The organism is Pedobacter sp., from assembly GCF_045627485.1.
Classification (GTDB): Bacteria; Bacteroidota; Bacteroidia; order Sphingobacteriales; family Sphingobacteriaceae; genus Pedobacter.
This window is the reverse complement of record NZ_JAZQNU010000092.1, coordinates 48,519-70,004: the sequence shown is the minus strand read 5'-3', so window position 1 is coordinate 70,004 and position 21,486 is coordinate 48,519. Positions and strand designations below refer to the sequence as shown.

13 protein-coding genes are annotated in these 21,486 nt (G+C 43.2%); 2 read left to right on the top strand and 11 right to left on the bottom strand.

Translation table 11 applies throughout. From position 1 onward, the window contains the following. Positions 1–130: 130 nt before the first annotated feature. Both ACR2F3_RS07075 and ACR2F3_RS07070 read right to left on the bottom strand, forming a co-directional pair. Positions 131–730, bottom strand: coding sequence for a GIN domain-containing protein (locus ACR2F3_RS07075; RefSeq protein WP_432709282.1), 600 nt, complete (start codon positions 728–730; stop codon positions 131–133). A gap of 380 nt (positions 731–1,110) precedes the next feature. Further along, positions 1,111–1,254, bottom strand: coding sequence for a hypothetical protein (locus ACR2F3_RS07070; RefSeq protein WP_432709281.1), 144 nt, complete (start codon positions 1,252–1,254; stop codon positions 1,111–1,113). A gap of 41 nt (positions 1,255–1,295) precedes the next feature. Here ACR2F3_RS07070 and ACR2F3_RS07065 point away from each other — a divergent pair, with 41 nt between their 5' ends. Then, positions 1,296–2,675 carry a LutB/LldF family L-lactate oxidation iron-sulfur protein gene (locus ACR2F3_RS07065; RefSeq protein ID WP_432709280.1) on the top strand — a complete coding sequence of 460 codons (1,380 nt, stop codon included), beginning with the start codon at positions 1,296–1,298 and terminating at the stop codon, positions 2,673–2,675. Between the two features lie 15 nt (positions 2,676–2,690). Then, entirely contained in the window at positions 2,691–4,667 is a 1,977-nt protein-coding gene (locus tag ACR2F3_RS07060) for an alpha-ketoacid dehydrogenase subunit alpha/beta (RefSeq protein ID WP_432709279.1), read from the top strand. On the opposite strand, the gene ACR2F3_RS07055 is transcribed toward ACR2F3_RS07060, so the two are convergent. From ACR2F3_RS07055 to ACR2F3_RS07015, 9 genes are all read right to left on the bottom strand, one after another. Next, a complete protein-coding gene (locus ACR2F3_RS07055) occupies positions 4,664–5,278 on the bottom strand; it encodes a sprT domain-containing protein (RefSeq protein WP_432709278.1) in 615 nt (204 codons plus the stop codon). The genes ACR2F3_RS07060 and ACR2F3_RS07055 overlap by 4 nt on opposite strands. 18 nt (positions 5,279–5,296) lie before the next feature. Beyond that, positions 5,297–7,414 carry a ferrous iron transport protein B gene (gene feoB, locus ACR2F3_RS07050; protein ID WP_432709277.1) on the bottom strand — a complete coding sequence of 706 codons (2,118 nt, stop codon included), beginning with the start codon at positions 7,412–7,414 and terminating at the stop codon, positions 5,297–5,299. Positions 7,415–7,419: 5 nt separating this feature from the next. Beyond that, the gene (locus tag ACR2F3_RS07045) at positions 7,420–7,635 is read right to left on the bottom strand and encodes a FeoA family protein (RefSeq protein ID WP_432709276.1); all 216 of its coding nucleotides are present in this window, start codon (positions 7,633–7,635) and stop codon (positions 7,420–7,422) included. 62 nt (positions 7,636–7,697) lie between these two features. Further along, the gene (locus ACR2F3_RS07040; RefSeq protein ID WP_432709275.1) at positions 7,698–10,475 is read right to left on the bottom strand and encodes an outer membrane beta-barrel family protein; all 2,778 of its coding nucleotides are present in this window, start codon (positions 10,473–10,475) and stop codon (positions 7,698–7,700) included. A gap of 134 nt (positions 10,476–10,609) precedes the next feature. Beyond that, positions 10,610–11,029, bottom strand: a complete 420-nt coding sequence (locus ACR2F3_RS07035; protein WP_432709274.1) for a VanZ family protein — start codon at positions 11,027–11,029, stop codon at positions 10,610–10,612. A gap of 3 nt (positions 11,030–11,032) precedes the next feature. Beyond that, positions 11,033–11,413, bottom strand: coding sequence for a glycine cleavage system protein GcvH (gene gcvH, locus ACR2F3_RS07030; protein ID WP_432709273.1), 381 nt, complete (start codon positions 11,411–11,413; stop codon positions 11,033–11,035). A gap of 52 nt (positions 11,414–11,465) precedes the next feature. Then, complete coding sequence (sprA, locus tag ACR2F3_RS07025; protein ID WP_432709272.1) at positions 11,466–18,575, bottom strand: cell surface protein SprA; 7,110 nt, start codon at positions 18,573–18,575, stop codon at positions 11,466–11,468. A gap of 13 nt (positions 18,576–18,588) precedes the next feature. Then, positions 18,589–19,173: a Holliday junction branch migration protein RuvA gene (gene ruvA / locus ACR2F3_RS07020; protein WP_432709271.1), complete on the bottom strand. Its 585-nt coding sequence runs from the start codon at positions 19,171–19,173 to the stop codon at positions 18,589–18,591. A gap of 3 nt (positions 19,174–19,176) precedes the next feature. Then, positions 19,177–21,486 carry an NADP-dependent malic enzyme gene (locus tag ACR2F3_RS07015; protein ID WP_432709270.1) on the bottom strand — a complete coding sequence of 770 codons (2,310 nt, stop codon included), beginning with the start codon at positions 21,484–21,486 and terminating at the stop codon, positions 19,177–19,179.

Sequence of the window (21,486 nt, the reverse complement as noted above, 5' to 3'; positions counted from 1 at the left end):
AGTGGTTGTCCGAATTTACAAACATAGATCACTAGGCGCTATACGGAGTAGTCTGTTGTCAAATGGTGACATCATAAATCATGTAAATTCAAAAAAGGCTGCTCTGAAAGAGCAACCTCACCTCATTAATCTAGTCCTTTTTACAATTGATCGCAAATTCAATGAATTCTAAAACGGTTTTATCGTCTTTAACGGTAACTTCTGCAAACCGGCAGCCCTTATCGGCAGCGCTGTGGGCATAATGCGCTTCTGTATTTCCACTTAGGTTCAATCTTGCCTCACCCTTGATGTCCGTTGCCACGCTTACGGTATTTGCATTGATATCCGCTTTCGCCTGGTCTTCTAAGGAAATACTTAAATGTAACAAGTTGAATTTGCCATAGGTTTTAATGGTACTCTGGTCGGCAGCACTAATTGCAGACAGGTTTTTTACATGCACTACTACAGTTAGTTTTTCTTTGCCAAAAGAACTCACACGCAGCTGTCCGTCTTTGTGCTGTACCATGGCGTTGTTTGCATAGTAATCGTTATACACTTTTACACTTTCTTCCGCGCCCTGAATCAGAATCAGTTCAACGTTTCCGGATATGGCAATATTGCTAATGTTTTTGATGGAAGATAATACAGTGCTTTTTGCTGGTGCTACATCGGCTTTTGCAGCGATAGTGGTTCCTAATAATACCGTGGCGGCGATACCTGCAGCGATAAGGTTTTTAATAGTTGTTTTCATGATTCCTAATTTTTTGATGGTTATAAGGGTTATGTTTTTTTCTTAAATCTTTGTTATTAAGACATCAGCAGCGCCGATACGTTTCAGCAGAAAACAGGCTATTAGACAACAGGAGGGGGTCAAACGACCAAAGGGGATAATGACTCGACCAACGGGTAAGGTGTTTGATGTAACCTGGTGTAAGGAATAAAAACTTCCCGTGTAAAACAGAAACAGGAATAAGAATTTTAGCATGTATAAGTATTCCGGGAATAGTGCCGAAACGATTCCAGGTGCCAATAATTTAAAGGCTGAAATTGAGCTCGAATCCCTAGTTAGAAGGGCTTTATAAGGGCTTTAGAAGGGCCTTAGAAGGGCCTTTCAAGGGCCTTTGAACGGCTCTAGCCCTTTAAAGGGCGTCTTAACACCGGGTTAACACCCCTATAACGGTCATCTACCTGGTTGACACACCAAATTTCCAGTTTACATTGCACTCCTGTTACGCCATGTGAAACCCCGTTTCCCGCTAAATTTGCAATAAACATGATTTTATTTTTTGGTGCAGGCTAATTATTTATATTTGAACATGATGAAAACTGCTGAAGATTTTTTGGTAAAGGCTGATGAAAAGGCTTTTGATCTAGACCATCGTACCATTATCAATCATAATATTGGTAAATACAACGTTGCAGTTGCCCGCGGACTATCGAAATTCGAGAACCTGGAAAATTCTAAAAAGAAGGCTAACGTCATTAAATGGAGGGTAATGGAGAACCTGGACAAGTATCTGCCAGAGTTTGAAGCTAACTTCCAGCGCAAAGGTGGCAAGGTGATTTGGGCAAATGATGTGGAAGAAGCCCAGCGTGAAATACTGAACATTATCAAAAAAGCTGGTGGCACATCGGTGATCAAATCAAAGTCTATGACCACCGAGGAGATCCACCTCAACGATTTCCTTGGAAAACACAATATCGAATCGCTGGAAAGTGATTTAGGCGAATACATTGTGCAATTGCTCGGTCAGGCGCCCTATCATATCGTTACGCCAGCCATGCACCTCAGTAAACAGGACATTGCCAAGCTTTTCCATGAACACTTCGGCACCCCACTGGATGCCACACCTGAACAACTGACTCAAAAAGCACGCGAATTACTACGCGAGAAATACCTAAGCGCTTCTGTAGGCATTACCGGTGGTAATTTTTTAATTGCCGATACCGGAAGTATCGCCCTGACAGAAAATGAAGGTAATGCACGTTTATGTACTACTTTCCCTAAAATCCACATCGCCATTGTAGGTATAGAAAAAATTATTCCTTCCATGGCCGACCTCGACCTGTTCTGGCCTTTGCTGGCAAGTCATGGTACGGGACAAAATTTAACGGTGTACAACACTATTTTAAGCGGTCCACGGCAACCACGGGAAACCGATGGTCCGGAGGAAATGTATGTCATCCTGCTTGATAACGGCCGCAGCAACCTGCTTGCACAGAAAGAACAACGCCAGGCTTTGTACTGTATACGTTGTGGTGCCTGCCTTAATGCCTGCCCGGTATATAAAAATATCGGTGGACACACTTACGACACCACTTACAGCGGTCCGATTGGCTCGATGATCACCCCGCATTTAAAAGGGATGAAGGAATTCAAACACCTGAGTTACGCGTCAACCCTGTGTGGAAAATGCACAGAGGTATGCCCGGTAAAAATCGACATCCACAAGATGTTGCTGGCCAACCGTAGAGATGCTGTGGCAGCACATGAAAACACCAGGGCAGAAAATTTTGGCTGGAAGATCTGGAAGAAAGGGATGGCCAAAAGATCGACAATGGATATGTTTGGTGGCAAAGTGAAAAATTTCTTTCTTAAAGTACTCTTCAAAAAGATCTGGGGGAAATACAGAGAAATGCCAGAAGTAGCACCAAAATCTTTCTCCAAACAGTACGAGGAGAGCAAAAAAGTATAACAAAACTGTATATCCATGCGCTTTGACAGAAAAGATAAAGACAACAGTACTTTATTAAATTTGTATAAACAGTTGCTTTATCCCCGCTTGATCGAGGAGAAGATGCTGATCCTGCTTCGTCAGGGGCGTATTGGAAAATGGTTTTCCGGCATAGGCCAGGAAGCCATTGCTGTAGGCAGCACGCTGGCTATGGACGCCGACGATTATATCCTGCCCATGCACCGCAACCTGGGTGTTTTCACCTCCCGGGGTGTACCCCTTTGGAAATTGATGGCGCAATGGCAGGGAAAAGTAACAGGTTTTACCAAAGGCCGCGACCGTTCCTTCCATTTTGGTACACAGGAACACAAGATAGTGGGCATGATTTCGCACCTTGGGCCACAACTGGCCCTGGCCGATGGTATGGCACTTGCCGATGTGCTGGCTGGAAAACCTGGTGTTACCCTAGTTTATACAGGTGAGGGTGCAACCAGTGAAGGCGATTTTCACGAGGCCCTCAATGTGGCTTCGGTATGGAACTTACCCGTTATCTTTCTAATTGAAAACAATGGCTACGGTCTCTCTACCCCTACTTCAGAACAATATCGTTGTAAAGACCTTGTAGACCGTGCCCTGGGATACGGCATGGAGGGCCTGCAAATAGACGGGAATAACATCCTTGAGGTGTATGACACCATCAGCGAGGTTACTGAACGCCTGCGAAAAGACCCAAAACCTGTACTGATTGAATGTATAACTTTCCGGATGCGTGGCCATGAAGAGGCTTCGGGCATTAAATATGTGCCTCCACACTTGCTGGAAACCTGGGAAAAGAAAGATCCTGTTAAAAACTTTGAGCTTTACCTTTACGGACAGGGCATTTTAACCGATGCCATTTGCGAGGATTTAAAAGCTGGTTTCAAAAAGCAAATTGACCAGGATATAGACCTTGCTTTTCGTGAGGAAGAACCACAAGCCAACCCGCAGCGTGAAACGGAAGACATGTTTTTCCCCTACAAACAGCAGGTGAAAACACCGGAAGGCCCCAGTAAAGAGATACGTTTCCTGGATGCGATTAGTGAAGGCCTGAGGCTGGGCATGGAACAATACCCAAACCTGGTGCTGATGGGACAGGATATTGCGGCTTATGGTGGCGCTTTTAAGATTACCGAGGGCTTTGCCGGCACCTTTGGTACGCAGCGGGTACGTAACACCCCAATTTGCGAATCGGCCATTGTAGGGGCTGCTTTGGGCTTATCCATTAAAGGGTATAAATCTGTGGTGGAAATGCAGTTTGCCGATTTTGTTACCTGTGGATTCAACCAGATCGTCAATAATTTAGCAAAAACACATTACCGCTGGGGCGAAAAAGCCGATGTGGTAATCAGGATGCCTACCGGGGCTGGTACCGGTGCCGGGCCTTTCCATTCGCAGAGCAATGAAGCCTGGTTTACGAAAACACCCGGATTAAAAGTTGTTTACCCTGCATTCCCTTATGATGCCAAAGGATTATTGCTGGCGGCCATTGAAGATCCCAACCCGGTTATTTATTTCGAACATAAATACCTTTACCGCAGCCTCACCGGCCAGGTACCCGAAGGGTATTATACGCTTGAGATTGGAAAATCACAGGTGATCAGGGAGGGGAATACTTTTTGCATCCTCACCTATGGCTTAGGGGTGCACTGGGCCCTGAGCTACATTAACCAGCATCCTGAGCTTTCCGTTTATCTGCTTGACCTGTACAGTTTACAACCCTGGGATAAAGAAGCAGTGTTAAAAGCCGTTAAAGCTACCGGAAAAGTATTGATATTACACGAAGACACGCTGAGTTCAGGGTTCGGTGCCGAGCTATCGGCATGGATTGCAGAACACTGTTTTGAGTACCTGGATGCACCCGTGATGCGATGTGCTAGTCTGGATACCGCCATCCCTATGAATAAAGCCCTCGAAGAAAGTTTCCTGGCTAAAAGCCGCCTGGCAGAAACGGTAGAAAAATTACTGGATTATTAAATACCCGTAGGTGTGCGTAATACTTCGGCAAGGGGGCTAAACAAATACACATGTCCATTGTCAAGGCAGGTACAGCGGTAGCGTTTACGCAGGCGTTCTCCTTTTGTAAACTTCCGTCCATCTTTAATGGTAAATACGGTATGCAGAGGGATTTCTTCCAGGCGTGAATTTGTACTGGCCAGATCGTATTTTTTCAATGCCCTGGATAGTTGTAAATTGGTACAGCTTGAGGCAGAAGGATTATGAAGATACAGGCTAATGGCCTGCTGAATATCGTCAGGAAAAATTTGCTGCTCCAGGAAGGGATTCATCATGCGCTTGAAATTACGTTTCCATTCCAGCCCATGCGGTTTCACTTTATTCTTATGGTCGTTCCAGGTAAGCAGGTGAGCAAACTCATGCACGGTAGTTACCAGAAAGGCATAAGGGTTCATGTCGTTATTTACAGATATTTTATGCCCTGCACCCTGGTAAGGATGCCGGTAATCGCCAAGTTTGGTGCGGCGACCTTTCGCTATTTTAAATTCACATTGAAAATAATCGATCCAGCGCGCAATTACCGGCGCTGCAGCCGGCGGCATGTATTGGGCGAGTACCTGGGCTTTTTCCACAAGAACGAAGATAAACTTTTATTTCAGGAATTGATAGGCAATTAAACTCGCCACGTAAGCCAGAATGGTCATGTAAGCCACCTGTATCATTGGCCAGCGCCATGACTTCGTTTCGCGATAAACCACCGCCACGGTACTCATACATTGCATAGCAAAAGCATAGAACAGCATCAGCGAGAAACCTGTGGCAAAGGTAAACACCTTCAAGCCAGTCTGCGAGTTAGTGGCTGCCTCCATTTTACCACGAATGGTATCCACATTCTCATCACCACCCTCTACACTATAAATGGTAGCCATAGTACCTACAAAGGCTTCTCGGGCTGCAAAAGAAGTAATCAATGCGATACCAATCTTCCAGTCGAAACCTAAAGGACGGATAACCGGCTCAATGGCATGACCTAAAATACCTGCGTAAGAATTTTCAAGACGCTCGGCCGAATGGTCGCGCTCCAGGGTAGCCTTTTGCACACTATCCTGTCCTGCTTCTATGGCAGCGTATTTTTTATCAATGGCTTCGAAACGGCTTGGCGGACCATAAGTGGCCAGCACCCATAACACGATGGAAATAGCGATAATAACCTTACCTGCTTCTACCACAAAGGTTTTAGACTTTTCGTACATGGTGTAAAACACATTTTTCCATCGGGGCATACGGTAAACCGGCAGCTCCATTATAAAATAAGATTTCTCTTTAGCCTTGATCAGGAACTTCATCACAAAAGCCACAATAATAGCAGCAAATATGCTGATCAGGTACATCCCCATCAGGGTTAAGCCCTGCAGGTTAATAAATCCGAAAAGATGTTCTTTAGGGATGATCAGGGAAATTAACAACGTATACACCGGTAAACGTGCAGCACAGCTCACCAGCGGCACCACCATAATAGTGATGATCCGGTCTTTCCAGCTTTCAATGTTCCTGGCACTCATAATGGAAGGTACAGCACAAGCCAGACTTCCAATCATTGGTACCACAGATTTCCCGCTCAAACCAAATTTGTTCATGATTTTGTCCATCATAAACGTAACCCTCGCCATGTAACCGGTATCTTCCAGAATGGATATAAATGCAAACAATATTGCAATCTGTGGAATGAAAATCACCACGCCGCCTAAGCCCGCGAGGATACCATCCAGGAACAGATTGGTTAATAATCCCTCCGGCAAATGTTCATGCCCATATTCTGTTAACCAGCCAAAACCGGTTTCAATGAGGTCCATTGGATAAGTAGACCAGGAGAATATGGCGTTAAATATGAAAAACAGGATAAAGATAAAAATGGCGAAGCCCCAAACTTTATGGGTGAGGATGGAATCGATTTTATCGCTGAAACCGAATTTACGTGCTGCGCCGGTATCTTTAATTACCCCAGAAAGGATAGTGCTTAAATAGCGGTAACGGGAAATGGTTTCGGCAGCCTGTTGTTTAGAAGATTCAAATTCAGACTGCAATTTAATTTTGTCCAGTTCCTGATGAACAGCGGACGGTATATTTTCAATGTGCTGGTGTTGGTGTAACATCTGCAGCGCATAATAGTCATTATCGGAGTTTAACACCCCCTGTACAGCTGTAATTGCATCAGGTGCTAAAACGCTTACATCGGCCCCGGCAAGCTGAGTAGGAATGGTAGTGCGGTTAACAATGGCTTTTTTTAACTCATCTAAACCCATGTTTCCGCGGGCTGATATGGCAACCACCTGTATACCCAATCTTTCGGCAAGCAAGTTTATATCAATGTCCAGGCCTTCCTTTTTGGCCATGTCCATCATGTTCAGCACAAGAATAACCGGCAAACCTAGGTCAGCCACTTGTGAATACAACAACAGGTTACGTCTCAGGTTTGTGGCGTCAGCCACGAGCACCACAAGATCAGGGTGTACTGGGTTATGTTTATCGGCAAGCACCTGAAAAACAATACCCTCGTCGCGGCTTTTGGGGTATAAACTATAAGTACCCGGCAGGTCAATAATTTCTGCGACCTGTTTATTCGGTAATTTACAATAGCCAACTTTTTTGTCGACAGTAATACCAGGAAAGTTCCCTATTTTTTGGTTGAGTCCGGTAAGTAAATTAAATAGTGTTGATTTCCCAGTATTAGGATTCCCAACCAGGGCAATTTTTATATCTGCTACCAAATCTTTTAAGAAATTATAATCATAGACGCTTCGTCTTTACGCAGACAAAGTTGATAACCAGCAACGCGGATGGCCATAGGATCACCCAATGGAGCAAAACGCTCTACCTCGACGATTTCGCCTGGCAAACAGCCCATTTCCATTAGTTTAACAGACATTTCAAGATCAGTGAATGCCACGATTGTCCCAGTTTCACCTTTACCCAGTTGCGATAGTTTCATTTATCTTTAATTTTCCGCAAATTACCCTTTATTTATAATAATTCCAAATAATTATCACTTCCTTACATCCTCCTGTGCATTCCCGGACGGCCTCCTTCGCGTTGCGGCGGACCATCGATATTCTTTCCACCCATACGGTTCAATGCATAAGTAAATGAAACCATATAATAACGCTTTAAAACGTTGTAGTTCAAGTCGGTAATGGTATTATTGTTCGAAGTGCGCAAAATCCCCTGGTTTTGATTAAGGATATCATTAACGGCAAACTTCAACGTGCCTTTGTTTTTAAAGAACTGCTTGCTCACAAATGAATTTAACAGGGTGTAATTGGTATCGAAAGCCGCACCCCTGCCTGTGTTCTGAAAATAATCTACATCAGCAGCAATGCGAATATCGCCTGGTAAAAGGTAGCTAATATCTAAAGTTGGGCTCAGCGTGTAATAAGTAGTGTTTTGGTTAGGGTTGGCCGAATAGGTACTGCGGTACATCGTTCCGTTGATACCTGCAGTAAAATCAAGCTTGTCAAATACCGATACCAGCTTATAACCATTGGTGATACTGTAATCATTGGAAATGTTTTCGATGGAATTTGTAAAGTTGACCCCTCTGCCGTAGGAACCATTTAAGTTGATGTTCAGGTTCAGTTTATTGCCTTTAATTAAAGGAAGACCAACAAATGAACCCGCGTTTACCTGGTACACGCCTTTTACGTTAACAGGCAATACCGCAATTTTACCATTTCTGGTCGAATCAGGATCATTGGCAATCAAGGTACTGTTGTTACCAAAAGCATTGATGGTTTGATTGGCGTTCACAAAAACGAATAGAGAACGGTAGTTGGCAAAGTCAAAGTTGTTATAAAAAACACTTAAATTATTGGTAAAAGATGGCCTTAAATTAGGGTTACCCACTGGAATTACCTGCGTATCAGTATTATCAGGAATTGGCTGGATTTGAGAAATACTAGGTTGTTGTGTATTACCACGGTAGTTAATTCTTAACCGTTTGCTTTTGCTAAATGTATAACGGTACTGCGCACTTGGAGTAAGGTTATAAAAGCTTTGGTTAATGATGTTACCTGTAGTAATGTTGGCATTTTCACGATCCGTGTGTTGCACAGCCAAGCCTGCATTCCAGGTGTATTTCTGGCCTGTTTGGTTAAAGCTGAAACCAGCAGCATTGGTTAAAGTCGTATTTTCGTAAGTATTGCTATACGTATCATCTATCTGGTCGTACCTGTTGGTAATTGGGTTAAAGTTATAGGTAAAACGCTCTGAATCGGAAAAATTATAACGGTTCTCGTAGTTAAATTCGAGGCTTAAAGTTCTTGATAGCGGTTCGGTATACACTAACCTGGAGGTATTGTTAATAGATTTACTTTCCGAATCGTTAAACTGGTTAGTAAATTCCTGTGAAGTGCCTAAAGAATTGGTGGTATAATTCTGTATGTTATTATAGTTTTCTGAATCACTTTGATTAAAACTGGTGTTTACATTTAAGGATATCGTACGGCCCGGGCGCTGAAATTTCTTTCTGACTAGTAAGTTATTGCCAAAAGATGGCGTAGATGCGTTTGTTTTAAACATTTGATCACCAACAGTTTCGAAGTTCTCGTAATTATTTACGTAATTACTGTTTCGGATCAGGTCGGAATTGGTGAGGCTGAAATTAGGTTGCAGTTTTATGGACAGGGTTGAATCAATCTTAGTGTCGAGCAAGAAATTGAAACGATGATTGGTACGTTCGTTTGTACTGTTTAAGTTATTGGCGAAAGTAGTGGTTGTGTTGCCCAATAAATTTTGACGCAGACTTTGTTGTTCGTTAAATAACGAGGTATTATTAAAGAAATAACTGGCGTTGATTTCTGTTTTATTCTTAAAGATATTGGCATAGTTTATACCTGCAGCGTTTGTAGTGGTAATACCTTGCTGGCCAGCGCCACCGCCACCACCCATCTGCATTCTTCCACCGCCACCTCCGCCGCCGCCGAAGTTTTGTTTATTTACGTTATTAGATTGTGCCACCACCGACATTTGTTGATCGCCGTTAAATTTGTTGATGTTAACATTTATGTCGCGACGGTCATCAGATCCATAACCGACAGTGCTATTCCCGAAAATCCCGTTCTTTTTATCTTTTCTAGTGGTAATGTTAATCACTTTCTCGCGGTTACCATCATCAATGCCGGTAAATTGTGACTGCTCAGACATTTGATCAATGACCTGAATCTTATCAATCATATCTGCAGGGAGGTTTTTGGTAGCCAGTAAGGGGTCGTTACCAAAGAACTCTTTTCCATCAACCTTAATTCTGGTAATAGACTCGCCCTGTGCCTTTACAGAACCATCTTTGGCCACTTCCACACCTGGAAGACGCTTCAACACATCTTCCACCACGGCATTTTCGCGCACTTTATAAGAGCCTGCATTAAATTCGATGGTGTCTTTTTTGACATTAACCGGTGGTGCATCACCCACTATCTCCACGGTGTTCAGGTCAAGTCCTGAATTCTCCATTTCAATTGCACCTAATTGTACCGGAGCGCCATTGGCGGTAAAATCCTTTGTGGTGCTTTTTAAGCCAAGATAAGCTACATACAGACGATATCTACCATCTTTTAAACCGTTTACCTTAAACGAGCCATCCTTTTCTGTATTGGTTGTGCCTACCACACTAGAATCCTGAAGACTCCTGATTGCAACGGTGGCATAATCTACAGGAAGTTTGTCTTTGCCGTTAATAATTTTACCTGAAACAGTAGTAGTGATTTGAGCTTGAGCAAAAGTAGCCAGCGTGATAAGCAGAAAAAAGGATAGTGCTGCAGTAATAGTTTTAATCATAAAAGTAGTATCGGATATATTATAGAAGTATAGACGCCAGAACGGGCCTAAAGATTAACGCACCTTATTAATTAATAAGTAACATTTTAAATACAAGGATTGAATTCAAATAAAGGAAGGGAATCAACCGGTCATTATTTAACCGCCTCATTCTTATTATTCTTGCCATAATCGGCCAAATGGAGCACCACATAGCTAAAGACGCCCATCATTACGCCGATCATGTCGCTCGCAAAATCCCATAATTCGGCTGAACGGTAGGGAAAAAACACCATTTGTACCACTTCAATGGCGGCGCCAATGAAAGCAGTAATCAGAATAATTTTGAAAATGGTAATGATGCTGAAACGGTAATGACGCTGGTACCTTATTTTACCAAAGAAAAGAAGAATGGTAAGCACGTAAAAAAAGCCAAGGTGTACCATTTTATCAAAACCTTCAAAAAAAAAGCCAGAACTCCCCGAGTCTGGCGTTTTTATGCAACAAAGTATTAAAATAAATATAGACCATGCTATTGCCCAGCCCTGGTACTTTAATGCTTTAATGAAATTCATCTACTAAGCGCCAACTAAAGTTTGATAAGCGGCCGCATCAAGTAATCCATCAACACTAGCGTTATCCGCCAAAGTTACTTTCACCATCCATCCATCACCATATGGGTCAGAATTTACCAATTCAGGGTTGTCATTTAAAGCAGCATTTACTTCATTGATTGTACCTGTTACCGGCATAAATAAGTCAGATACAGTTTTAACTGCCTCTACAGATCCAAAAACTTCATCTTGTGCTACTTCATCACCAACAGTGTTGATATCAATGTAAACGATGTCGCCTAATTCACGTTGTGCGAAATCTGTGATGCCTATAACAGCTTCATTACCTTCTACCCTAACCCACTCGTGGTCTTTAGTATATTTTAATTCTGATGGAAAATTCATTTTGTTCTAATTTAGTTGCCAAAGTTAATTATTCTTCAGCGCTATATCAACGCTAATTAAAGATCATTCTTAAACTAAAACCGAAATTACTGTACGACGTGTTAAAGGTTTGTGAGGTATAGGGTTGGGTAATATTGGAATCGTAAAACACTTTAACATTAAACAGTTTATTCAACACGTAATCTACACTGGGCCTTAAAGTAATGTTTTTAGCTCCTGCCGACACCTCTGCCGCCTCGATATCGGCGCGGTAAATCACGGTTTTATTATCTCTAACTGCAACATCCATTTTAATGTCCATGTTGTTATCCAGTTTTAATTGTTTGAACATCCCAAAAGGGAAGCGGAATTTGTTACTGCGGTAGCCCACTCCAAAAACCATGTTATTTTCAGAAAGCTGTGCCAGTTGGCTATTGGCCATACTGAGTCCCAGCAAACGGGTTCTGCCCATCTCGAAATTAAGTGTCATGTTGTTTTTTAACCGTGTATCCACGCCAACCAGTGGAGAAAATTGTTCCGCAATAGTCACTTGTGAATATTGCAAGGCAGGGAGGAAGTTATTGTTCACATCACGACTGCTCACGGCACCAGCTGTTTCCGTATATTTCTGGAGTGAATTAAAGCCGTTTACGCTGTAAACAGAGCGGTAGCCATGACGAAGATCAATGGATTTAAAATGTTCCTGTAAAAATGCAATACGGCTGAGCCCGCCGTAACTGATGCGCCAGTTTGGCAATGGAATATTAGGCATCCCACTTAAACTGGAACTGCCAGCCTCTTTCCCGGTATATGCGGCCAGGAAAGCGGCAATCACTACATCTTGGGCCTCTTTCTGGTAACCATCGGCATAGCCATCCAGGCTACCTGCTGAATTAGGGTTTAATACACCCAGGCGCTGTGAAATGACTTGCCGGTTAGCCATAAATTTCTGGAACACCTGGGAAACCAGGCTGCCTTTCTGATCTGAAAATGCCGTACGAAGCGTCATAAAAGTAACGCTGTAATCGCCAGTAGTGTTGGGGCTCAGGTTATCAAAGCTTTCCGACTGATTGTTATAGCGGAAATTACTGGAATAATTTAGCGTACGGTTTTTATTGGCCGTTAACGTAATGCGTAGGTCGCGAATGGGTTCAAGGGTGCTGGTAAAGCTAAAGTCCTCCCGGATTGTGTTAATGTATAATTGCGATTGCAGGGTATCTGTAGTGATCCAACCGTTGTTAATGGCCATCATCCTGATGTCTCGCTGACTGCCGAATACAAAACCCAATCCCGGTGCACCAGTAGCCTCATCGATCCCAAAATATTGTGTGCGCGGCAGGTAACCAGGCAAGAAGATACCTTTGGTTTGTGTAAAAGCACCATTAACAGTTTTTACACCTGTCAACAGGTCTGACAAAATTTGGCCGACACCTGTATTGTCGTGCGATCCCTGTAGCCCCAGCTGGCTGTAAAAACTACTTAGGTTAAGAGTAGGATTAACCTGTATGGTTCTTGAATTTTGCACTGTATTGCCTAAATCAACCTGCGGATCAAGGCGCGTCACCTGACTTTCCGTTTGCCAGTTAAAGGTGGTTCCATAACGGGTAGCCACATTAATCCAATCCAGGCCCGGTATTTTGTTTATCGGCAGGTTATAGGTCAGGTTAAGATTATGCGCATAATCAGTAGTACGCCCTAAACGTTGGAGGTTTTGCCACACCGTGTCTCTTTTTAGTCCATTGATGCGCCCATCTGGTTCGTCAATAATAGAATAATTGGTCGCATCGAAATCAAGCAGGAAAGAACGGGTCAGGTTCCATGAAATACCGTAAACGCGGGTAACCAGGAAATTTTTATTAAAAGTAGTATTGATGGGAATACCATTAGATGGATTGTTATCGCGCAGGCTGTTTTCTGCATAATATCTGTCAAGCTCTATCCTGAAATTAATGGCAGAAGGCAATAAACTAAAGTTTACGTCCCTGAGTAAAGCCAGGGTGTTTGATTTAATTAACTTCTCAAAAGGCGAAATCATCACGGGCGGTGCTGAATAAGTATAGTTCAGCGAACCTCTGTAGTTGCGTTGTATGTTGTTCTGGTTAATAAAGTCACGGTGTTCAACATTGCTGTAAGCATAACTGGCGCTCAGGTTTTCTACATCCCATAACTGTGGCTTTTTATCTGGGTTTGTACGCTCTTTGCGTACATTGGTCAAACTAATGCTATTGCGCGTGGTATGGTCCTGCGCATAATTGAGGATACTTTCTTTCTCCTGATCCGTTTTGTTAGCGAGGGCATTCTTGAGTTCCACATCCGGAATTAATGGATCGTATTGTGGTGTACTCACCTGGTTGGAATAACTAAGAAACAGTGGGATTTTTACACCAGATTTTGCTGGAAAGAATTTACCAAGTTCCATGCTGGAGCTGAGGTCAAAGAATACATGATCTGCACGGTTGCGTTCACTTACCCTATTTTCTATCGAACCAAAGCCAATGGTAGATTTGCTGCCGGAGAGATTCACATCAGCGAAATCGGCCAAACGTGCATTTACCCTCGCTGTGGCGGCCCAACCTCCACGTTCATCAAACTCTGTTAGCCGAAGTTCATTAAACCATACCTGTGCATGTTTGTCAAGACCATCGTCACCTGCCTGCGCAGCCGGGTTACGCAACGGGTTTTTTATGCCCAGCATATATACCCTTATTTTACTCATATCAGGTTGCCCTTTCACAATGACGGTATTTGCGCCATCCCGGTATTCAAAAGGTATATTTTGTGGCCACAATTGTCCGTTTGGCATCATGGCCGCATTACGCGCCAGCTTAGCCTTTTGAAAGACCTCCAAATCAATGCGCATTACATTTTCTTCTGGCCAGATGGCATAAGGGCTAGCCGTACCAGGCCGGGTAACCAGCAAAGGCTGCACATATTCATAATAGTTATCCTGGTTATCAGTTCCAATCCTTAAAAAAGCATTCAGGTCGCGGTCGTTTAACACATTGTTACCCTCCGCTTCCAGATGGATATACATTTCCAGGTTTTTATAGGCCCTGAAATCATTAATAGCGGTTCTGAAAGCGGCACGTCCATAACCGTCGCGCAGGTTCTTAACCGTCAGGGTTAAAGACTGCTCATTTTGAATTGTTTCTGTGCGGTAATTGCTGTAATCACGCTCTCTTTCAATGCCTGGGGGCAACACATAGGGAATAGGCGTGCGCTTGCCATTTTCTTCGATGTTTATCGTTGCCACCTGTAAGGTCGAATGATCTGCATTTATTGCAGGGAGGCTGGGATCGGCAATCACCTTTGAGGCCTCGTTGGCGTTGTTGTATTGGCGCCATTCGCCTTTTACCAACTGTATTTTTGCAAAGCGGAGCACCGTGGTATCCTCAAAATTTGTCATAAACAAACGGATAAAACGGATGGATTTAAAGTCCTGTATGCCGCCCACACGCTGATCATATTCACTTAGGGGAATGCGTATCTGGTACCAGTTCACCGATTGTGTCTGTCCGTTTGAAAGCTTCACTTGTGAAGTGACCTTATCGGTGACATATTTTTTGCCCACCACCAGGTCAGCCGGGCGCATGGAGATTTTGTATTGAAAGTACTCGTCAGACTGCGTCATGTTGTTGTCGCGGTTTACATCCTCGCCGTCCGGTAAGGCTGTAGCTGCAGAATTTTCAACACCAAAGTCCTGCATAGACTGGCTGGGGGTTCTGGAATTTCCCTCCATACCGTTATAGCGCTGGTATCTTTGTAAAATACCGGCATTGCGCTGGTCCATAGCGGTACCCCTGAAATAGACATAATCATCAGACGAAGGGTCACTTTCCAGCGCTGCAGCGGCAGCAGGTAATAGCTTCCCTAATATTTGCTGTAATGGCGTGGCAAATTTCACTTTTTCATCAGCATTAGATAAACCATCCAATCCAACATCCTGTACTTTCCTTGATACCGGATTATTATCAAAAGTGGCCACTGCGGGTTGTAATTTGGACACCCTGCCCCAATTGGTTTCCTCAAATCGACTGGGGTCACCATCCACCGGCAAGCCATTTTCCAAAGCCTTACGACCGTCTTTTAAAATATCTTCGCTCAGGTTACCTATGTTAAAATAGAGGTCACCACCTGTGGCTGCTGGTTTATAGAGAAATGGGTCGAGCACCCAAAGTTCAATGTATTCAATATTCTGCGCTTCAAAATCGTTATTTTCCATTCGACGGAGCAGACCGCCCCATTTACTGCGCGGATTTACCCAGCTGCCATCGGGATTAAAACCTGTTGTATTAAAATTATATGGACCACGTACGGTGGGATAATAGGCTATATCAAGGGTTGGCAAGGCCAAAGCCTGACCAGCACCCAGGTCTTTAAAAGGAAATACTTCCTGCTCTAATACTTCACGCACGTAATGATTTGAGCGTTCAGTACGATTCTGACGCAGGGATTCGGGCAAATTAGCGGTGTTTCCATAATAAAAAGTAGGATCAATATTATAAAAGGCAATTAACGAGCGGTTATAACCATAAGCGAGATTATCAACCAGTTGCGATTCTGAAAATAGTTGTGGCGTGCCCGACAGCTGCCAGCTTAATGCACTTTTCAGGTCGATAACAGACCGTGCGGCTTCAAAATCATCAAGGTAACTCGTACCAGCTGTGGTTCCGTTAGCGTTTAATGCCTTTGGGTGTCCGGGAATTAACCTGGCAAATTCACCCGAAAAAGTAATGCTGGAGGGTTCTCTGGTGGAGAGAAATGGTAACTTATCGACCATTTTAGTTAAAAACCTCGATGGGGCGCTGTAATTCAGGTCCATACCCCACATGGTGTTGGCTATTGGTTCTTCACCCAGGTTTACTTTTGGCGTAATGGGTTTTTCACTCAGGTTCATCAAAGTGGCACCCAGGTAGAGGTGGTTGTTTAGCCGGTATTCCAGGCGTGTTCCGAAAAGGGAACGCTGCTGCTGACCGAAAAGTTCGTTATTTTCTGTGGAGATGCGGATGGGTTGTGCTGTTTGCAGTAAACTCTCATTAAGGATCTTCACACTTCCATTCATGTAGTTAACGGTATAATCCAAGCCTTCCTGTAAAGGCAATGTTCCGGCGAAAACCCTTACCGAACCTTCTGCTACATTAATCGCATTTAGCGAATATTCATTGGTATTGCTGCTTTGGAAACTACCCTTTAAGATGTACCTGTTTTTAGCAATAAATTGCGTTTGCGCCACTACTTTGGTAGAATCGTATAATGCCTGGTAGGTATATTTATCTATTAAATTTTGTTCAGCGGCATAAAATTGACTAGCCAGGTCTTTACCAAAAGGTTCCAGCACCGGGAATATCAGGCTTCCCTGCTGTGCGTCAATGGTGACGTAACCGCTTTTCCCCAGGGTTGTAAATTCAGTTAAGCCTGCATTTGCATCAACATTACCGCCACCGGAAAAAGGGTTATTTTCAGATTCAAAATCGAACATTCCATCAGCGGAGTTTTCTCGTTGCTGGTTTAACCGGTCCAAACGGGTTGCCTGCAACCAGGGTTTATTTTTTAAGGGAGTTTTAGTTTCGGCATCGATTTTTTCCCCTTCGGCAATAAATGCCTGCTCCACACCTGTTTTTTCGTCGATGCGGTAAATATCCAACTTAAACTGTTGCGGACTAATCTGATAGCCTCCAATGGAATAAATATTTTTCATCATCAAGTTCCATGTCGGCAAATAAGTTTTAATGGTTTCATTTTTTAATAACTTGGCAAATAGCACTTTCGGTACTAACGGATCAAAAGGTGTGTCGGTACTCAGTTCCCCTACCTGGTATTCTACACCATTGTAGGTGTAGCGAAAAGCAACTGCCAGCACTTCATCTGCATTCAAGGCGTTATTTAACGATATGTAACCTAATTGTGCATGAAATCTAAACTCACGATCGCTCAACTTCCTGGCATAACTTAACCGTGCAAAGTTGTCGGTACCTCCATTGGCTTGAAAAAAGGAAATTGCAGCATTGGAATTGCTTAACCTGGCATCGGCCGGAAGTTGAGTAAGTAAATCGTTTGAAACACGTGGAAAAGCTGGCGAGTTAAAACCCGACGGCATGGAAGAATAACCCGCACCGCCTTGCACTAAATTGTTAGCATAGGGATTATTTTCTCCAAGATCTAAAAGGGCGAGTACATCACGTGAATCCTGTGTGGCTCCCGATTTATTGGTAACCCATACCTCTATTTTGGTAACATTGATTCCAGTGGTTATAATTGGGGCCTTAGCTAAGGCCTGGTTATAGTGCTCCCTGAAATATTGGGCCAGGAAATAATGTTTATTTGCCTCGTACTGATCGGCTCCAAACCTAAACTCATTATGCTGTGCCCCATTATTGATGCGTATCTCCCTGCTTTGAGACTTTTGCTGTGAATAAACGGAGGTTACACTTAAACGGCCGAATTGTAGTTGTGTCTTCACCCCAAATAGCGACTGCATGCCCGTCATTAACGAGGTGTTTAAAGGGAAATTGACATACCCAGCTTCTATTTTTTTTATAATCTCATCTTCGCTGCCTGTATATTCCAGCTTAAATTGGTTCTCGAAGTCAAATTGCGCTTCGGTATTATAATTCATTTTCACCTGAAGCTTGGTCCCCACCTGTCCTACAAGGTCCATTTGAATGCGCTGATCAAAATCAAAACTACTTTGCTTGCGCTGGCGTTCATTAAGCAAAGGATTCTCATTTCTATTTACGCGGCCTAAGAAAACAAGTTCCGCTTCTCCCCTTGGTTTAATACTGATGGTATTACCGCCAAAAAGGCGCTCAAAAGATCGGTCGTTTACCTCAAGACTGGGAATTATTCCTGTTTCGCGTATCTGGGAAATTTCTGCATTGGAGTATTGCCGCCAGTTCTGGCGTTTCATCTCTGCATTCAGCAGGCGCTGGTATTCATCGACTGTTAAGTACTGTGGGGCAGACAGGTAACGCCCTTCCGATCTCTCGCGCAAGATATATAACCTACTCGGTGCATCGTATTCCACCTCCCTTTGCCCCAGACGGAAGCCAAGATCCTGCCGTTCTTTCCAGCCGAATGTATTTTTGAGGCTATCAGGAGCAACAGTGCTCCCCTCCTGCGAAAAAGCTTGCTGTCCCTGAAAAAGAATAACCAAAAAGGTTATCAGGAGAGATACGTTACGCAAGATAGGTTACAAATTATAGGTTCTTTAAGGCAATTTTGATCATCTGTTCTACAGTAAGATCCAAACCATTATTTTTAATGGCATTATCAAGGGCTTTTTCTGCTGGTGGTTTGGCAAAACCAAGCATCATCAGGGCGGAAAGCGCCTCCTCTCTTACGGTATTATTTAACGGTGCAGCCATTAGAGAGCCAGTACCTTCTTTTTTTAGTTTATCTTGCAATTCGAGCACTATACGTTGTGCACCTTTTGCGCCAATGCCTTTAATTCGCTGAATCAGGGCAAGATCACCATTCACAATGGCTTGTTGTATTTCTTGTGGGGTAATGGAAGAAAGCATCATTCTTCCGGTATTAGGGCCGATTCCGGAAACGGAGATCAGGTGTAGGAAAAGTCTGCGCTCCCCTTCATCGGCAAAGCCGTAAAGGGTATGCGCATCTTCCTTAATGTGTAGCCAGGTATATACTTTGCAGCGCTCAGCATCTGCAAGAAGGCTATATGTGTTTAATGATATATTGAGGTGATAGCCAATCCCACCAGTTTCAACGACGATATAAGTGGGGCATTTAAAAGTTAACTTGCCATCAATATATTCAAACATGTTTTATATTTTAGTCTTTCTTTTTAGACCACTTTTAGCAGCCGCTTCACTTTCTTTGGTTTGCACGTCTACCACAGCAATGGTTACCATATTTACAATCTCACGAACTGAACTACCCAATTGCACAATGTGAACTGGTTTTTTCAGACCTACCAAGATAGGACCAACCGCTTCTGCACCACCTAATTCTTGTAATAATTTATAGGCAATGTTACCCGATTCAAGGTTAGGGAATACCAGGGTATTCGCAGGTGATCCCGCCAGGGTGCTAAAAGGGAAATTATCATTAAGCAACTCACTATTCATAGCGAAGTTACCTTGCATCTCACCGTCAACCACAATCTCAGGGTGATCTTTATGTAGTATGTTCACTGCTTTTCTTACTTTCTGAGGTACTTCGCCATCGTTTGAACCGAAGTTAGAGTAAGATAACATTGCAATGCGGGGTTTAATGTTAAATTTCCTTACCGCACGTTCCAATAACAAGGTGAGGTCAACCAACTCTTCTGCTGTAGGATCCACGTTTACTGTAGTATCACCAAAGAAAACAGGCCCTTTCGTTGTCATCATCATGTACATTCCGGCCACGCGATTCACCCCCTCTTCTGTTCCGATAACTTGTAAAGCAGGTTTAATGGTAGAAGCGTAATTTTTTGTTAAGCCAGAAATCATCGCATCTGCTTCTCCAAATTCCACCATCGAAGCACCGAAATAATTCCTGTCGCGCAAAAGTTTCGCTGCGTCAACAGACGTTATACCCTTCCTTTGTTTTTTCTGGTATAAGGACTCCGCATATTTTTTCATTCTTTCAGGCTCCTGAAAAGGATCAATAATCACTACACCATCCAGTTCTAAGGCACTTTCCTCAATAATTTGGTTGATTACAGCTTTATTGCCTAAAAGAATTGGAATAGCAATGTTCTCTTCTTTTACAATCTGAGCTGCTTTAAGAATTTTGTAGTTATCAGCTTCGGCAAACACCACCGTTTTAGGCGCAGATTTCGCGGTATTGGTAATGGCACGCATAATGGAATCATCTTTCCCTAAACGTCCTTTTAACTCTTCGAAATAAGCATCCCAATCGGTAATAATTTTTCTGGCTACACCCGATTCAATGGCTGCTTTTGCTACCGCCATTGATACATTGGTCAACAACCTGAAATCATTAGGTTTTGGGATAATATAATCCTTACCGAACTTGATGTTCTTTTCGTTGTAGGCCATAATTACCGCTTCAGGAACTGATTTTTTAGCCAGTTCAGCAATGGCATTAACGGCTGCAATTTTCATTTCTTCATTAATACTGGTTGCCCTAACGTCTAGCGCACCCCTGAAGATATAAGGGAAACCCAACACGTTATTTACCTGGTTAGGATAATCAGAACGGCCTGTAGCCATAATTAAATCCTTACGTGAACTAATGGCCAAATCGTAGGCAATTTCGGGATTAGGGTTAGCCATGGCAAAAACGATTGGGTTTTTAGCCATCGACTTTAACATGTCGGCAGTTACGCAATCCGCTGATGAAAGACCGATAAAGACGTCACTGTCTTTCATGGCATCAGCCAGCGTATTAATATTTCTGCTGGTAGCAAACTCAGCTTTTAGGGCACCCAGATCTGGGCGATTGGCCCTGATTACACCAGCCCTGTCGCACATTACGATATTCTCAAGTTTCGCACCTAATGAAACGTATAACCTTGAACATGAAATGGCGGCAGCACCCGCACCGTTAACTACAATCTTAACTTTATCTAATTTCTTTTTCTGTAATTCGCAGGCATTTAATAAGGCGGCGGCAGAAATGATTGCAGTACCATGCTGGTCATCATGCATCACCGGAATTTTCATTTCCTCTTTTAAACGGCGTTCAATCTCAAAACATTCTGGAGCTTTGATATCCTCCAGATTTATTCCGCCGAAAGTAGGCTCCAGGGCCTTAACGATTTTAACAAAATCATCAACATTTGTCGTATCTAATTCCAAGTCAAACACATCGATGTCAGCAAAAATCTTAAATAATAAACCTTTACCTTCCATCACTGGCTTACCTGCTTCGGGACCGATATTTCCTAAACCAAGCACTGCTGTGCCATTACTGATTACCGCAACAAGATTACCTTTCGCGGTATATTTATAAACGTCTTCGGTATTATCTGCGATCTTCAAACAAGGCTCAGCTACCCCCGGTGAATAGGCCAAAGTTAAATCTCTTTGAGAATTAGTTGGTTTGGTAGGTACTACCTGTATTTTTCCTGGTCTACCTTGGGAATGGTAATCTAAAGCGTCCTGTTTCTTGTTCGTCTTACTCAT

Bases quoted from the DNA above. Each gene is read 5' to 3' on its own strand.
- ACR2F3_RS07075 (WP_432709282.1), bottom strand. From the start codon at position 730: ATGAAAACAACTATTAAAAACCTTATCGCTGCAGGTATCGCCGCCACG.
- ACR2F3_RS07070 (WP_432709281.1), bottom strand. From the start codon at position 1,254: ATGTTTATTGCAAATTTAGCGGGAAACGGGGTTTCACATGGCGTAACA.
- ACR2F3_RS07065 (WP_432709280.1), top strand. From the start codon at position 1,296: ATGATGAAAACTGCTGAAGATTTTTTGGTAAAGGCTGATGAAAAGGCT.
- ACR2F3_RS07060 (WP_432709279.1), top strand. From the start codon at position 2,691: ATGCGCTTTGACAGAAAAGATAAAGACAACAGTACTTTATTAAATTTG.
- ACR2F3_RS07045 (WP_432709276.1), bottom strand. From the start codon at position 7,635: ATGAAACTATCGCAACTGGGTAAAGGTGAAACTGGGACAATCGTGGCA.
- ACR2F3_RS07040 (WP_432709275.1), bottom strand. From the start codon at position 10,475: ATGATTAAAACTATTACTGCAGCACTATCCTTTTTTCTGCTTATCACG.
- ACR2F3_RS07035 (WP_432709274.1), bottom strand. From the start codon at position 11,029: ATGAATTTCATTAAAGCATTAAAGTACCAGGGCTGGGCAATAGCATGG.
- gcvH (WP_432709273.1), bottom strand. From the start codon at position 11,413: ATGAATTTTCCATCAGAATTAAAATATACTAAAGACCACGAGTGGGTT.
- ruvA (WP_432709271.1), bottom strand. From the start codon at position 19,173: ATGTTTGAATATATTGATGGCAAGTTAACTTTTAAATGCCCCACTTAT.
- ACR2F3_RS07015 (WP_432709270.1), bottom strand. From the start codon at position 21,486: ATGAGTAAGACGAACAAGAAACAGGACGCTTTAGATTACCATTCCCAA.